Below are 14,978 nucleotides of genomic sequence, written 5' to 3'. Positions count from 1 at the left end.
TAGTCTAACATTGGATTCTTAAGCACTAAGAATTACTACGGAGGAATTAATAATGGTAAATATAGCACAATCCGAAGACAAAACAGAACAACAAAAATCTGAGTTTAAAATAGGACAAAGAATTGTTTATCCTGCACACGGAGTAGGTGAAATTACAAATATAGAGAATCATACTATTGCAGGTACTGAGATAAAGGTATATGTAATCTCTTTTCCTCAAGATAAAATGACTGTAAAAGTACCGGTTAGTAGAGCTACAGTTGTAGGGCTTAGAGCAGTTGCGAGCAAAAAAGATCTAGATTTAATATATTCAACCCTTCAAGGCAAGCCAAAACAGGGTAATAGAATGTGGAGCAGAAGAGCTCAAGAATATGAAGGAAAGATTAATTCAGGTAATATTGTAGCAGTTGCCGAGGTATTACGTGACTTACATAAAAATGTTGATAATGACCGCTCTTATAGTGAAAGAACTCTTTATGAAGCAGCTCTAAATAGACTTGCAGGTGAACTTGCTATTCTTGAAAACATAGATTCATCTGAAGCTATTAATAAGTTAGTGGAAGTATTACGCGAAAAGTTGGTGGCATAGTATACCTTTGATACTTCAAGATTTGGTAAGTCAAATTTTGAGATTCGCCTTTGCTCACGTATTAATATACGCCTAGCTTGACTCACCACTTATTTGACTTCTAACTTTTGAAGTACAGCATGTTTCAGAAAGGTCTAGACAAGATGAATTTCAAGGTGAGACTGCACAGCGTAGATAAACTACGTGAGCACAGGCGAATCCTGCAAAATTCGCTTGTATCGACCTTTCTGAAACATGCTGTATCTGCGGTATATTCGATAAAATTGGCGTCGTCGTTTTATAAGTACTGCGGTACTCATGCCTTAAGTAACGGTTTCATTCCTCGTTTTATAAACAATAGTACCGGACAGTTATTATTCTACGTCATTCTTAGCAACGGCGGGAATCCAGAATAAAGCAAGATAACCTAAGCTTTTTATTTTAAAGATTTTACTGTTTTTATGTAGTTTTACTGGATTCCCGCCTATGCGGGAATGACATATAAGGTCACCTACACCTGAATAAAATATAACATTTTTTTAATAACTGTCCGGTACTATTGGTCGAGCCACGGGGTGATAGTATAATTGAATGGATTTCCAGCGTTGCTGGGAAGTGATCATATAATAACATTAATTTTACCTTGTAATTACGAAAAAACGATCTGATCCCGATCTTTGTAAGAAAAGCTTTTCAAAAAGTAGCTATCTCAAACAACCACTATCTATTCTTGCAAATGTTAAATAGTCAAACCATATTAAATAGCGAAGAAGAAACAAAAAACTTTGCTAAGGCTTTTGCTGCAACCTTAAAACCTAATAATATTGTGTTATTAAATGGTGATCTTGGAGTAGGTAAAACTTTTTTTTGTCGTGAAATTATTAAATATTTTTGTGGTGAAAACACCTCAATTATAAGTCCAACCTTTAACTTATTACAAACATATAAAACACCTCATTTTACTATCTATCATTGTGATCTTTATCGCCTAAAATCACCTGAAGAAATTTATGAATTAGGGCTTGAAGAGGCATTAAGCGGTAATTTAACTTTAATAGAATGGTCTGAAATTATTAAACATCTCCTACCTACGCCTTTAATTGAAGTAAATCTAAAATTATTAGATGATGATAAACGTTTATGTAATATAACTAACGAGTATTAGATTTGTTACTTTCTTGTTTTTTAAAATTTGGTACTATATTAGTACTGGAGTGTTTTTTTGTAAGATGAGAATCTAGTGTTTTTTTAATATCGTCGAGAGTTTTTTTAGAAGCTTCTTTTTTAAGGTATTTTTTATACAGTTGTTCACTGGTCAAGTTAGATTCTTTCATATCTTGTTGACGATGAGCGGCGTTAATGTCTCTTTGAGCTATATTTTCTTTTAAAAGGTTTTTGTATATATCATTTACTGTTAAATTTTTTATTTTTGCATTATCACTTTTAGCGTAATGTTTTATTGACTTTGGTAAATCTTCTTTATTTTCAATCATCGACTTTATAATAGGTGCTTTAATTATTGGATCTATTCTAAGATCTTCTATACACTCCTTTTTCCATTCATTAAATATTTCATTATCATCACTGCTTTTATTAAGACAATTTGAAAAATGTCTTTTGACCGGTTCTAATAACTCTTTAGTTAAAGGTAAATCAATATCATTTAAGCTTTCTTTAAAAAGTTTAAGCCATAAATTTTGACTTCTTTCCTTGTCTAACTTTTCTGAATATTGAGTTGCTGTTTCATTTAATAATTGTTGTTTCGTCAAAATATTAAAGCCTTGATCTCTAAAATTAGAAATATGATTTTTCATATTAAGACTAGTATTAGTAGGATTTTGTGAAAGTTGTTCTTGCTGATTTAATACTTTATGTTGTTGATCTAATAATTTTCCTTGCTGACTTAATAATTCTTTAACTTTTTTTCGAATATTTATTTTATCTTGAGATTCAGGAAGCTGAGCTTTCAGCTCTTTAATTTTTTTACGATTTCTGCATACTCAATTTTAAGATTGTTATACTTTTGAGTCAGTTCATTATCTTCTTCTTTTTTCAAATTAGTTTGAGCCATATCAAACTTTTTTCTCTGAAGTTGAATGTATTTTTTCAAAGCGGATTCAAAATCTTTTATTTCTTCCTGTTTTATCGATTTTTCAATTCCTGCTGCTTTTAACATATCGGAATAAGAATTGTTTGCAATAAATTCATAAAGCTCCCTAAATTCTTCTGTAGGTATATTATCTCTTAAAGCCTCGCGTAGAGCTCTTGTACTACAATTATTATATCGTTGTTCTTTTACTTGTACATCTGAAACCTCAAAAGGTTGATTTTTTAGTAACTCATCGGGTTCATTATTTACTCCCTTAGCATTATTAACTAGATCTTGTTTTATTTTCTTTTGAATTTCAGACTTTCCTCCAACCAATATTTTTTTTGTTTGAAATAAAAATCCTGCTCCTGAGACAAATTTTTTTATTGATTGATTTTCACTTTCGATATCCCCACTACCTACATTATAAAATGTTCTGTAATATTGATTATTTTCTTTAGAATATTTTATAAAATTTGCATGTGAATTATTAAAATTACTATAAAATATAAAAGATTTATTCTTCTCTTCTAAATCATTAAATACTTGTTCTGTAAATTTATCATGATCGTCGTTAAATAAATATGTAGAGATTTTTTCTAAACTATTACTAAAATTTTCTAGTTCTTTGTGAGGGGCATCATTAGAAGCCATATATAGCTCAAGTAATGCTCTATAGCCTGGCACAGATATAGTGGGTTGAGTTCCTGGTATTTCCGTATTTTGTGTTATATAATCAAGATTTTTATAACTATCTATCTGCTCATAATATTGGACTAGTTTTATTTCGTATTCATTTTGCTCTACTAGTTCTTTTAGTTCCATTTTGGTTAATTTTGTCATATAAGTAATAATTATTATTTTAGCTTATATAACACAAAACTAAAATAATGCTAATTATTAATTACACTAAAAATATAAATATAACTTAAACTTGAAAAACTATTGTAATTTTACATTTATAGGATAAATAAATTTATTGCAATACCTAATATTTTTTAATACCAGAAAATATAATAATTATATGAAGCAATGAGGAATGCAGGTCATTATTGAGAGGAAGAACTATAAGTTTTGACAAAGCAATCTAGTAAATTGCGTAGCATTTTTTATTATTTTTCTGGATTGCCACGCTCATTTCATTTACGTAGGCTCAGACGATTTAGTATCCAAGCAATAATGCCTTTTCTGTATGCCGTGGTCAAGCCACGGCATGACATCAAGAGTGCTTTTGGATTCATACAAACAATGCTTTCTTGCAATAATTATTTTAATAATATTACAATTTTATCCGGACGCTACTGTACTTCTGTGGGAATGCCATTGTAAGTACTTTTTGATTCGTACAACAAAAAAAGGTGCTGCATGACAAAGGTAAGTATATTAGCCTTTCATTACAGCGGCTACTTCATCGGCGAAGTTTTTTTCTTCCTGCTCTATACCCTCACCAAGTTCATATCTGATAAATTTAGTAATTTGAATTTCTGCACCAAGTTCTTTAGCAGCATTTTTGATTACTTCAGCAACAGTTAGTTTATTATCAAATAAGAAATTTTGTTGTAGTAGCACAACTTCAGCAAAGAATTTACGAATTCTGCCTTCTACCATTTTTTCGATAATATTGTCAGGCTTACCTTCTTCTTTTGACTTCTCAAAGAATACTTTTCTCTCACGTTCTACAAGGGCTTGATCTAAACCAGAATCATCTATACTTTGTGGATTATTTCCTGCCACGTGAACAGCGATTTGCTTAGCTAAAGCTTCTAGTTTTGCCGTATCTTTTGCACTTGATTGTAGACCTACCAATACAGAAATTTTACCTAAGTTTGATGCAACTTCATTATGTACATAAGAGCCAATCGCTCCTTCAGATACTTTTAGTACTTCCATGCGGCGTAGTGTTAAGTTTTCACCTATTGTAGCAATATTTTCTACAACGTCTTCTTCTACTGATTTGCCATTTGGCATTTTAGCTGCTTTTAGTTCTTCTATATCTTTAACATTTATTGCAAGATTAGCAATATTTGTAACTAGATTTTGGAATTGCTCATTTCTTGCGACAAAATCGGTTTCAGAATTTATTTCAACAACAACTCCAGTTAATCCGTCAACTTTAGCAGCTGTTAACCCTTCAGCAGCAACACGTCCAGCTTTCTTTGCAGCAGCAGCAAGACCTTTCGTGCGTAAAAAGTCAACAGCTTCTTCAAGATTGCCTTTAGTCTCGATTAAGGCTTTTTTACAATCCATCATTCCAGCACCAGTTTTTTCTCTGAGCTCTCTAACGTCACTAGCACTTATATTTACTTCACTCATACTTTATCTATCTCCATTTAATTATGCATTTTAAAAAGATGTCTAATTTTTGTCTTCATCAGCATCACTTAATGCTTGCTCAAATTCTGTATTTGCTTCTTCATTTATATTTTTTGTTTTAGAGAACTTTTTAGCTTGTTTTAATTTAGAAACATTTTTAGGAGCTAAATTTTTATCACCATGTTCTTGGATGCTGCCTAAATCGACTCCTGATGCTTTCATTGATTCTTCTAAACCTTGTAGTGCAGCATCAGCAAATAAACTACAATAAAACCTAATTGATCTTATAGCGTCATCATTACCTGGAATTGGATAATCTATATGATCAGGGTTAGAATTAGTATCTACAACAGCCACGATAGGTATATCAAGTCTTACAGCTTCGCTAATCGCAATATGTTCTTTATTAGTGTCGATAATTACTATTAAATCTGGCTTAGAATGTAGCTCTCTGATTCCAGCAAGTGATAGAAGTAATTTATCTTTCTTGCGGTTCATATCAAGTATTTCTTTCTTAGTATAACCGATGCAAGCTTCTTCATTTTCTAAAGTTTGTTCTAATTTATTTAATTTCTCTATAGAACCTGAAATAGTTTTCCAGTTAGTTAGCATTCCGCCAAGCCATCTATGATTTACATAGTATTGTCCGCATTTTTCAGCATATTCTGCTATAATATCGCTTGCTTGTATTTTTGTACTCACAAATAATACTTTGCCATCATTTTTTACAGTTTCATATATTGCATTTAAAGCAACATTCATTAAAGCTGCTGTTTGTCTTAAATCAATTATATGTACCTCATCACGCTCACCATATATATAAGGTGCCATTTTAGGATTCCAACGTGAAGTCTTATGACCAAAATGCACGCCGGCATCTAATAAATCTTTAACGTTAACTGGTGGTATTTTTGACATTTATTTCTCCTGATTATTGTTAGTTTATACCTCCGTAAGATGTATACTCGATGAATTTCAAAAATTGGCTGCGTCGACTTTGTAAGTTCTCCGGTACTCACGTATTAAGTATACGCTCCGTTCCTCGGCTTACCGTCTCCTTGCTCTTTTTGAAGTTGACCTTCGTCTACCTATTCACTATTTATTTTAATGAACTAACATTTATCTTACGTGTGAATTTGCTTAAAAATATAAGCCTACAAATTATATACTTATATTCCGTAATTTACAAGTCCTTATTCTTTCCTCCATATAGTAGTGCCGTTTGGCTTATCCTCTAAAATAATTTTTTCATTTAATAATTTGTTACGAATTTGATCAGCTAATCCCCAATTTTTTTGTTTTTTTGCTTCTAAGCGTTCATTAATAAGATTATTTATATAATTTTCGTCTACATCTTTATTAAACCATTCATGTGGTGTTTCGTTCATTAATCCAATAAAATTAGCACAAGCAATAAGATTAGAGGCATTAAATTGCTTTTCTTCCTCGTTTGTAGCTGTAAAAATAGCTTTGGCATAGTCGTTAATTATTTTAATAGCAAGCGGACTATTCATATCGTCAAACAAGCTTTGCATAAAGTCGCTAGGCAGAGTATCTATTTTTTGTATATTTATATTTTGAATAGCTCTATACCAATAATCTAGAGTTTTTTTAGCATCCTCTATAGCCTTGTCGTTATAATCAAGAGGACGTCTATAATGGGCGGTTAATAAAAATAATCTTACTATTTCGCCTTTAATTTGTTTATCCATTAAATCCCTGACAGTAATAAAATTACCAAGAGATTTACTCATTTTTTCGCCGTTAACTGTTAAAAAGCCATTGTGAACCCAGTATTTTGCATAAGTGGAGTTCGAAAAAGCACATTTACTTTGTGCAATCTCGTTAGTATGATGTGGAAATATTAAATCAGCACCGCCGCCATGAATATCAAAATTTTTGCCTAAATATTTATAACTCATTGCTGAACATTCAATATGCCAGCCGGGACGCCCTAGCCCCCATGGGCTTTTGAAGTTCATATGTACATCTTCATCTGGTTTTGCTGGTTTCCATAAAACGAAATCCTGTGGATGCTTTTTAGTTTTGCTATTTTCTACCCGTACGCTTTCAAACATATCTTCTAATTTTCGGTTAGATAGTTCTGTATAATTAGGAGCTAATAAAACATCAAAATAAACATGATCATCTGCAATATATGCATGCCCAGATTTAATTAGCTTTTCTATTATTTCGATCATTACATCAATATGCTGCGTAGCCTTTGGTTCTATAGTAGGTGGTAAACAAAATAGATATTTCATATTCGTATGAAATTCTTTTGTAACTTTGTCTGTTAACTCGTTAATGCTAATACCTAAGTTTGCTGCTCTCTCAATTATCTTATCATCTACATCGGTAATATTCCGTACATATTTTACAGATTTAGCCTCAAATATATCTACAAGTATGCGATAAAGTAAGTCATATACCACTACCGATCTACTATTGCCAATATGTGGGTTATCATAAACAGTAGGTCCACAGACATACATTTTTACATTAGTCTGATCTTCAGGTTCAAATAGTTCTTTGTTTTGAGTGAGGGTGTTAAATAAGTATATTTGCATAAGGTTTGGTTTATTTACAAAAAGTTAGATTTTATCATATTATGAGGCTTTTTAGCCATAGTATAATTAAAAAATCCAATAGTTAATAGAAATTAATAATTTTTATTGACTCTAATTAACGAAAATTATATATTGTCACTCGTTTAAGTTAATATTAATGAGATAAATCTAATGAGTTTGGGATATAAGCTAAAATCTACATTGTTAAAATACTCTTTCGTTGTTGCCATATCAATAAATTTATTGGCAATTAATTCAGGAATATTATTGCTTACTTTAAATAATAAAGCAGAAGCTGCACCACCTCCACCACCCCCTCCTCCGCCACCACCCCCTCCTCCACCTCCGCCACCACCTCCGCCTCCGACGCCACCTCCGCCTCCGCTGCCAAAAACACCGCCTGTTGATCCTAAATCAGCAGCAAAAGATATTAATGCTGAATTAGGTCCAACATTTAATCCTTATGATACACTTAAAAAAAATAGGAAAAATATAAAAAATAAAAAAGATAATTCTGATTTAGAAGCCTTTTTAAATTTGAATGGAATAGCACAGATGTCTAAGCTATTTTCTATTGTTCTTACTCAACACACTGATAATGATGAATTACGTGCAAGGTTTTTCAAAGATATTATAAGAAATAATAAATTGTCTCCTACAGAAAAATTTAATTTAGCAAACCAAATTGCGGCTAATAATGGAATATATGAGAAAGATGATAAAGGTAACATTATAATTGATAATACAAACTTAAATAATAATATAATAGGTTCTACATCTTATATTTCTAATTTTAATCCAAATTATAAGTATATAATTTCGTATAGTACGCCAACAGAGATTTTAGAAAAAGATCTCACCTCTGAAATTATTGATATTACTAAAGGTTTTGAAAAAGATTCTAAAGGAAATTCTTATAGGAAGTTTGATGAAACAAAACTTAAGCAAATAGAACAAGAAAGAGTTTATGGTCTAATAAAATCAAAAGTTGAGTCGCTAATAGAATTAGCTTATGGTGCTAATATAAAATATGTCGACTATTATAACAGCAACATAAATGATAATAGTTATGAAAAATATTTTACAGAATATGAAAAAGAGGTAATAACTAAAGCTTTAGGTTATAAACGTGCCTATGAAGAAAAGACAGGATTATACAAAAGTGAGGTAGATAAACTAGATAGATCGATCTTAAGTGAAGAAGAATACATTAAAAAATGTGAAGAAATACTTGAAAAAATTGGAGAAAGTAGTTGGGACACCTATCAAGTTTCTAAACCTGGTAGTAGTAGTAAAATAAGCTATGAAGAGTACGAAAAACTAGTGACAAATGAAGCAAAAAAACGAGCTGTAATTGCAAGGTTTTTAATGGAAGATAACAATAAAATAAATGGAAAAAGACTAAAAATAGTAAAGGAAGATGGTTCTGAAGAATATATAGATAATACAGAATTTAATTTAATAAGGGCTGAAAATAATTGGGATTTAACACCAGCAAATATACCACTTTCTAAAGTAATGAAAGATACAAATAATTTATCTGAAAATGAAAAAATGAAAAAATTATTAGCTCGAATTGAATTTTTAGAAAATAATACTAATAACCTAGATATAATTAATGAGCTTGAAGATGCAAAAAGACAATTAGATGAATTAAAAAGTAAAAAAATTACTGGATTATTTGCTTTAAATAATAATGGTGAAAATGCATCAATATCTTTTGATCAAGATTTGATAGATATACTTAAAATTTTAAAAGAGGTCCCAGATTTTGTTAGTATAATAAGAGCACATCCCGATTTGTTTCCAACTGTATTTAATGATCCTGATACTCTAGCATTTTTAGAGAAATGTTCACCAGAAGATTATGAGAATATAATAATAGAGTTAAGTTTATTAGATTCAAAATCTCAAGACCTAGAATCTTTAATTGTAAAAAAGCAAATATCTGAAGAAGTTACTTTGCATAATCAAGTAGCTTCTATTACTAATAAACCTATTCATATGGGTATCCATGGTAGATTGTTATTGCCTACTGCTGCGATTACTGGTGGTGATGAAGAGGACGCAATAAACAGAGGAGTATGGATCAGTGGTTTATATGGAGTAAGCAATCAAAAAGCATGGAGAAGCATACCGAAATATCAAGGACGCACTAGCGGTGTAACTATCGGTATGGACACAGAGCTTAGTAATAGCTCTGACGTAATAGGTATAGCTTATTCAAGAATTGAGTCGCATTTTAAATATAATAAGAAGTTTGCTAAGACCGCACTTAATGGACATTTATTAAGTGTTTATGGTTTAAAAGAATTACCGAAAAATTTTTCATTGCAAGCTATAGCATCTGTTGGTCATAATTATATTAAAAATAAAGCTACAACTGCTAATAATATCATTGGTAAATATCAAAATAATAACTTTAATTTTGAAGCATTATTAAATTATAAATATCGTATAAATTATAATTTATACTTAATACCAAATATTGGATTAAAATACGATTATTCAAGAAGTAGTGGTTATAAAGGAAATAATTTTGTACAAAAATTAATGATTCAAAAGAAGTCAAATCGACTATTAACAACTAGTTTAGGCAGTAAGGTAGAATTTAAATCGATAAAGGTTTTAAATGATATAACGCTGGTGCCGAGCTTGTATGGGAGTATAGAAAATCATTTTTATAATAAAGATACAAAAGTTAATGCTAAGGCAGTTTTAAATAATCAAATAATAGAAGAGAAGATTATTATATCAAAACAGCCTAAATTTGGTTATAATATTGGAGGTAATGTTCTTTTAACAAAGAAGAATATAAATGTAGTATTTGAATATAATCATTACACCCATAAAAAATATAAAAGCCATCAAGGGTTAGTGAAGTTAAAAATTAATTTGTAGAACAAAATAGATAAAGAGATAAGGCTTTATTCTCTTTATCTATTTGAATTTAAGTAAGTAATATTAGTAATTACTTCTTGACAGTATACAAGTATTACTTTATATTTTTTATCTATTATATAAGTTAAAGTTTGATAGGTTAAGCTTATGTCTCGTAAATGTGAACTCACTGGAGTGGGTGTTTTATATGGCAATAATGTATCGCATTCACAGCGTAAAACTAGAAGGCGTTTTGAGCCTAATTTAAGATCGGTTAAGTTTATAAGTGATATAACAACCGCAGAATATAGATTATCAGTTAGTGCTAGATGCATAAGTTCAGTTGAAAAAGCTGGCGGGTTTGATGCGTATATGTTAAAAGCTAATAATGATGCTTTATCCACTACAGCTAAAGCTATTAAGAAAAAAATAATTCAGACTAAGATGGCAAAATCATTATGAAAAATGGGATACATCCAGACTATAAAAAGTTTTTAATTAAAGTTGGAAGTGATGTTTTTGAAACAATGTCAACTCATCCTGCAGGTGAGATTTTAATGGATGTTGATTTTAGAAAACACCCAGCATGGAATAAAGATATTGGAAATGTAGTAAATCAGTCTAACAAAAGCATTAGTGATTTTAATAAAAGATTTTCCGGTCTTTCTTTCGGTAGTCAAAAGAAGGAAGCTAGTTAATTTCTATAATCGGGTGGAGACATTTCCGCATAGATCAAGAACGTTTCCAGTGTGTCATCACGTTGGCGGCTTTTTTACGTGGATCGAGAGTCGTCATTGCGAGTGAATGAAATGAGCGTGGCAATCCAGAAAATAATTAAAAATACTAATTTTATTAGTATTTTTAATTGGATCCCCTGAATAAATCACGGGATGATAGGGGGAGAATGATCCACGTAACACACATTACTATGGGGTAAAAACTTACTCTAATCATTTATGTCGCTAATCTTTGTTTATAATATTAATAAACAAAGTCATCAAATTTCTTTATTGCGGGGTGGAGCAGCTCGGTAGCTCGTCAGGCTCATAACCTGAAGGTCGTTGGTTCAAATCCAGCCCCCGCTACCATATATTTTATTTTAATTTTTTTATTGTTGCCTTGTGGATGAAGTTCTCGTGTGGATCGAGAGTCGTCATTGCGAGCGAATGAAATGAGCGTGGCAATCTAGAAAAAATAATAAAAAATGCTATAAATTAGCATTTTTTATACTTCCTTGCTTCGTCAATTACTTCGTAATTTCCTCGCAATGACGAAAAAACTGATCCACGAGGGTAATTTTGCTACAGGATGACACAGGACGTATAATAATATAGGTTACAAAATTATGACTGATGAAAAAGTAATTAATAAAAAATTAGTAGGTGATAATAAGCTTTTTCGTCATCAAGCTAAATTTGTAGCTGGTGCTATGGATATAAAGCAACTTCCTAATTTTGCATTACCGCAAATTGCTTTTGTTGGTAAATCAAATGTCGGCAAATCAAGTCTAATAAATACTATATGTAATAACAAAAAACTTGCTAAAGTTTCTAATACCCCAGGGCGTACTAGGCAGATTAATTTCTTTAATCTTGTAGATAAACTTATAATAGTTGACCTACCAGGTTATGGTTTTGCACAAGTTCCAAATCAAGTTAAAGATCAGTGGGAAATATTAATTAATCATTACTTACGCAAGAGTGATAATCTAAAATTAGTTAACTTATTGATAGATTCAAGAAGGGGAATTAAAGAGAACGATAAAAAAGTAGCGGAGTTATTACTTGCAAATAAGCGAGATTTCCAAATTATTTTTACAAAATCCGATAAAGTTACGGATCGTAAAAACCTTAACCTAGAAGCACAGAATTTTCTTGCAACTTTAAACTACTCATGTAATCTTATTTATGTAAGTAGTAGGAGTAAAGAAGGTGCAAGAGAACTTAAAACTAGTTTGGCAAAATGCATCAAACTTGAAAAGTAAAGAAATAGATAATATTTCTGAATTAGGCGACATTACTATAATTAGGGATATAATCACATGTAGTAATGAGCTTAGAAATCAAGCGATAGTTCTAAAGTTACCAATCAATATTATTATTAATAAGAAGTTGTTTGCTTCTTTTATAGAATCTATCAAACTGCTTGAGATGTGCGGTGCTAAAATCTATATAGTACATGACCATATAGATTTAGGTAATCTATCTTTAATATCACAATTAGATAAAAGTTTCAGTAAAAAATTTAATAAAGTAAGGGAAAATAGTTCCATAGATAATCCTATTATTATGGAAATTCTATCGAGTTATGTCAACAAACTTATTGTGACAAAACTTAGCAATAAAGGTTGTTATGCGGTTGGTATTTCAGGAAAAGATGCGAATTTACTACAAGCAAGAAAATCAAAACTATCACATAGAAGAGTTGCAAATCGTGACGTTATAGATATTGGCTTTGTAAGCGAGCCTATTATAGTTAACCCAGAAATTCTATTAAATTTTGAAGATAGTAATATTATACCTGTAATAACTCCTTTTGCTAATGATGACCAAGAAAAGACCCATTTACTAAATGTTAATTTAACTGCTGCAACAATTGCTGTTACTTTAGGAGCAGAGCATCTAATATTTCCATATGAAATGTCCCAGATATTTAGAGGATTTCAGTATAATATGAAAATACAAAATGCTAATTTGTTAAAATCAATGCTAAATGATAGTAATCATTATTTAGAAGAAGAATTAATCAAAATAGCAATTAAGGTGATTGAAAGTATAGGTAATAATGTGCATTTTGTTAATAGTAAAATACCAAACTCAATATTATTAACTATGTTTGCAAATAAAAATATAAATTTATATTAATAATTTTTAAGTTTATGTTTATTATTGAATAAAAAATATAAAAGAGGAAAAGTATATGGCAGGAACATTAGCAACCGATCTTTTATTCGTAGGGCTAACTAGACCACCCATGATATTTGGTGTGAGTATTAAATTTGCAGCATTAAATATGATCATGACTATGATAGTATTTATTTGGAATAACGGCATTATGATTTTATTCATCGCAGCAGGTCTACATTTAATAGCCTATATTATATGCTTTAAAGAGCCACGATTTATAGAGTTGTATATGAATAAAATGTCAAGGACTAGCCAATGTCCTAATAAATTTTATTATGGGGCAAATTCATACGGAATTTGAATTTGATATCATTCCTATTAGGGATTAGCCTATTGTGTGGATTATATGTCATTCCCGCTTAAGGTTTTACCTGTGTGGATCGAAAAGCACTTTCAATGTCATCAACTATGTTTTAAATTAAAAAGAAGAGATTTTAATTTAGCATTAGCGATGACAATAATTTTACGCATTAAAGCGGTAAGAGCGACCATTTTCTTTTTACCATTGTTAATGAGTCGCTCATAAAAGAGTCTTAAACCAGAAGTCTTGCTATTACGGGCTGACATAGCAGCAAGGAATAGTATAGGCTTGACTCCTGCTCTACCATGTCCTACCTTTCTATATCCTTGATATTTACCACTATCATTAGCTTTTGGAGCAAGCCCTGCAAGAGAAGCAATCTGCCGTCTTGTTAACTTCCCTAACTCCGGTAATAATATTAATAACTCAAAAGCAACTATATTACCAATGCCATTTATCTCTTTCAATATCTCATGCTTTGCTTTTAACAGCTGATCTGATGATATAATCACTTCTACCTGATTAGTAATCTCTGTAATTTGATTACTTAAAACATCTATCATATTTATACAGCTATTTTTAACAAACTTATCTGTATTTGCTTGTTGTAATCTATTCTTTTCGGCAACTAACATTTGCTTTAAATCATTCCGTCTTTGTACTAACCGAAATAATTGTATATTTTGTTTTGATTCAGGCTTAAATACTTCAAGCTTATCTGCTCGCTCCTTACCATATAATCCTAATGCTTTAGCATCTAACTTATCTGTTTTTGCACTATTACCATATGATCTGATAAAATTCTTTACCTTTCTTGCATCTGCTCTATGTACTACATAACCTCTTTCACATAAGCTATACAATAACTCTAGTTCATATCCGCCTGTTGTTTCAACTACAGTTAGAGAGTTTGCTAAAATATCCTTATTATCATTAATAAATTCAAATATACCGGAACTTGTATTCTCATATTCTTTTGTATCTTTTATGCCCTCTATTCCTACTACAAAATTATATTTTCCTATATCAATTCCTATATGTTTGTGATATTTTATCATATGTACCTCGAGATTTTATATTGTTTAGGATTGTAATCGGGCGTGCTTATCGCATCCCTTCCAACTATTCAAACTTCTCGAGAGTCGGGCTATAGTACCTTGATGACTCCGGTCGTATAAAACCTATGCCGTGACGGTCGCTTATGCCCGCTTAATACCCTATATCATTATATAGGGTATTAACACTCTCTTATAAATGTTTATATTACATTTATAACTTATATTATATCACTTTCTTTTCTTACAATACCGTGGCTTGGGAACTAGATCCAGAAAATAATAAAAAATACTAA

The 14,978-nt window shown here is 30.8% G+C and carries 14 protein-coding genes, 1 tRNA gene and 1 pseudogene; 9 read left to right on the top strand and 7 right to left on the bottom strand.

Annotation, left to right across the window (positions count from 1 at the left end):
* Nucleotides 1–52 precede the first annotated feature (52 nt).
* A complete protein-coding gene (locus RBE_RS06685) occupies nt 53–589 on the top strand; it encodes a CarD family transcriptional regulator (RefSeq protein WP_011477938.1) in 537 nt (178 codons plus the stop codon).
* On the opposite strand, the pseudogene RBE_RS08715 reads toward RBE_RS06685, so the two are convergent.
* Nucleotides 589–706 (bottom strand): annotated as a pseudogene (locus RBE_RS08715) (palindromic element RPE5 domain-containing protein); the annotation flags it as partial. The gene RBE_RS06685 and the pseudogene RBE_RS08715 sit on opposite strands and share 1 nt — an antisense overlap.
* A 598-nt stretch (nt 707–1,304) precedes the next feature.
* Between RBE_RS08715 and tsaE the strand changes: the two are divergent.
* Nucleotides 1,305–1,733, top strand: coding sequence for a tRNA (adenosine(37)-N6)-threonylcarbamoyltransferase complex ATPase subunit type 1 TsaE (tsaE, locus tag RBE_RS06680; protein ID WP_041804728.1), 429 nt, complete (start codon nt 1,305–1,307; stop codon nt 1,731–1,733).
* Here tsaE and RBE_RS06675 read toward each other — a convergent pair.
* The 5 genes from RBE_RS06675 to cysS form a co-directional block, all read right to left on the bottom strand.
* On the bottom strand, nt 1,720–2,382 hold the full coding sequence (locus RBE_RS06675; RefSeq protein WP_011477936.1) for a hypothetical protein: 663 nt from the start codon (nt 2,380–2,382) through the stop codon (nt 1,720–1,722). The two genes, tsaE and RBE_RS06675, sit on opposite strands and share 14 nt — an antisense overlap.
* Nucleotides 2,383–2,534: 152 nt before the next feature.
* Entirely contained in the window at nt 2,535–3,500 is a 966-nt protein-coding gene (locus tag RBE_RS06670; RefSeq protein WP_011477935.1) for a hypothetical protein, read from the bottom strand.
* A gap of 540 nt (nt 3,501–4,040) precedes the next feature.
* Nucleotides 4,041–4,970, bottom strand: coding sequence for a translation elongation factor Ts (tsf, locus tag RBE_RS06665; protein WP_011477934.1), 930 nt, complete (start codon nt 4,968–4,970; stop codon nt 4,041–4,043).
* Nucleotides 4,971–5,012: 42 nt separating this feature from the next.
* The gene (rpsB, locus tag RBE_RS06660) at nt 5,013–5,888 is read right to left on the bottom strand and encodes a 30S ribosomal protein S2 (protein ID WP_011477933.1); all 876 of its coding nucleotides are present in this window, start codon (nt 5,886–5,888) and stop codon (nt 5,013–5,015) included.
* A 275-nt stretch (nt 5,889–6,163) separates the two neighbouring features.
* Entirely contained in the window at nt 6,164–7,540 is a 1,377-nt protein-coding gene (gene cysS, locus RBE_RS06655; RefSeq protein ID WP_011477932.1) for a cysteine--tRNA ligase, read from the bottom strand.
* A 171-nt stretch (nt 7,541–7,711) separates the two neighbouring features.
* Here cysS and RBE_RS09655 point away from each other — a divergent pair, with 171 nt between their 5' ends.
* The 7 genes from RBE_RS09655 (at nt 7,712) to RBE_RS06620 (ending at nt 13,627) form a co-directional block, all read left to right on the top strand.
* Nucleotides 7,712–10,441: an autotransporter outer membrane beta-barrel domain-containing protein gene (locus RBE_RS09655; RefSeq protein WP_011477931.1), complete on the top strand. Its 2,730-nt coding sequence runs from the start codon at nt 7,712–7,714 to the stop codon at nt 10,439–10,441.
* 147 nt (nt 10,442–10,588) lie between these two features.
* Entirely contained in the window at nt 10,589–10,882 is a 294-nt protein-coding gene (gene rpmB / locus RBE_RS06645) for a 50S ribosomal protein L28 (protein WP_011477930.1), read from the top strand.
* Nucleotides 10,879–11,118, top strand: coding sequence for a 50S ribosomal protein L31 (rpmE, locus tag RBE_RS06640; RefSeq protein WP_011477929.1), 240 nt, complete (start codon nt 10,879–10,881; stop codon nt 11,116–11,118). The genes rpmB and rpmE overlap by 4 nt, the downstream gene beginning before the upstream one ends.
* A 313-nt stretch (nt 11,119–11,431) precedes the next feature.
* A tRNA-Met gene (locus tag RBE_RS06635) sits at nt 11,432–11,508 on the top strand.
* Between the two features lie 257 nt (nt 11,509–11,765).
* Nucleotides 11,766–12,404, top strand: coding sequence for a ribosome biogenesis GTP-binding protein YihA/YsxC (yihA, locus tag RBE_RS06630; protein WP_011477928.1), 639 nt, complete (start codon nt 11,766–11,768; stop codon nt 12,402–12,404).
* Nucleotides 12,352–13,284, top strand: a complete 933-nt coding sequence (locus RBE_RS06625) for an acetylglutamate kinase (RefSeq protein ID WP_011477927.1) — start codon at nt 12,352–12,354, stop codon at nt 13,282–13,284. Before yihA ends, RBE_RS06625 begins: the two co-directional genes overlap by 53 nt.
* Before the next feature lie 55 nt (nt 13,285–13,339).
* A complete protein-coding gene (locus RBE_RS06620; protein ID WP_011477926.1) occupies nt 13,340–13,627 on the top strand; it encodes a type IV secretion system protein VirB3 in 288 nt (95 codons plus the stop codon).
* A gap of 101 nt (nt 13,628–13,728) precedes the next feature.
* Here RBE_RS06620 and RBE_RS06615 read toward each other — a convergent pair whose 3' ends face one another.
* Nucleotides 13,729–14,685: an IS110 family transposase gene (locus tag RBE_RS06615; protein ID WP_011476926.1), complete on the bottom strand. Its 957-nt coding sequence runs from the start codon at nt 14,683–14,685 to the stop codon at nt 13,729–13,731.
* Nucleotides 14,686–14,978: the final 293 nt, after the last annotated feature.

The sequence above is a fragment of the Rickettsia bellii RML369-C genome (assembly GCF_000012385.1).
Classification (GTDB): Bacteria; Pseudomonadota; Alphaproteobacteria; order Rickettsiales; family Rickettsiaceae; genus Rickettsia; species Rickettsia bellii.
Note: the sequence above shows the minus strand (reverse complement) of the source record. Positions and strands in the feature narration are given on the sequence as shown.

What these genes read in the sequence shown, in the direction of transcription:
- yihA (WP_011477928.1), top strand. Translation starts at nt 11,766, where the DNA reads ATGACTGATGAAAAAGTAATTAATAAAAAATTAGTAGGTGATAATAAG.
- tsf (WP_011477934.1), bottom strand. Translation starts at nt 4,970, where the DNA reads ATGAGTGAAGTAAATATAAGTGCTAGTGACGTTAGAGAGCTCAGAGAA.
- rpsB (WP_011477933.1), bottom strand. Translation starts at nt 5,888, where the DNA reads ATGTCAAAAATACCACCAGTTAACGTTAAAGATTTATTAGATGCCGGC.
- RBE_RS06620 (WP_011477926.1), top strand. Translation starts at nt 13,340, where the DNA reads ATGGCAGGAACATTAGCAACCGATCTTTTATTCGTAGGGCTAACTAGA.
- rpmE (WP_011477929.1), top strand. Translation starts at nt 10,879, where the DNA reads ATGAAAAATGGGATACATCCAGACTATAAAAAGTTTTTAATTAAAGTT.
- tsaE (WP_041804728.1), top strand. Translation starts at nt 1,305, where the DNA reads ATGTTAAATAGTCAAACCATATTAAATAGCGAAGAAGAAACAAAAAAC.
- RBE_RS06685 (WP_011477938.1), top strand. Translation starts at nt 53, where the DNA reads ATGGTAAATATAGCACAATCCGAAGACAAAACAGAACAACAAAAATCT.
- rpmB (WP_011477930.1), top strand. Translation starts at nt 10,589, where the DNA reads ATGTCTCGTAAATGTGAACTCACTGGAGTGGGTGTTTTATATGGCAAT.
- RBE_RS06675 (WP_011477936.1), bottom strand. Translation starts at nt 2,382, where the DNA reads ATGAAAAATCATATTTCTAATTTTAGAGATCAAGGCTTTAATATTTTG.
- RBE_RS06615 (WP_011476926.1), bottom strand. Translation starts at nt 14,685, where the DNA reads ATGATAAAATATCACAAACATATAGGAATTGATATAGGAAAATATAAT.
- RBE_RS09655 (WP_011477931.1), top strand. Translation starts at nt 7,712, where the DNA reads ATGAGTTTGGGATATAAGCTAAAATCTACATTGTTAAAATACTCTTTC.
- RBE_RS06670 (WP_011477935.1), bottom strand. Translation starts at nt 3,500, where the DNA reads ATGACAAAATTAACCAAAATGGAACTAAAAGAACTAGTAGAGCAAAAT.
- cysS (WP_011477932.1), bottom strand. Translation starts at nt 7,540, where the DNA reads ATGCAAATATACTTATTTAACACCCTCACTCAAAACAAAGAACTATTT.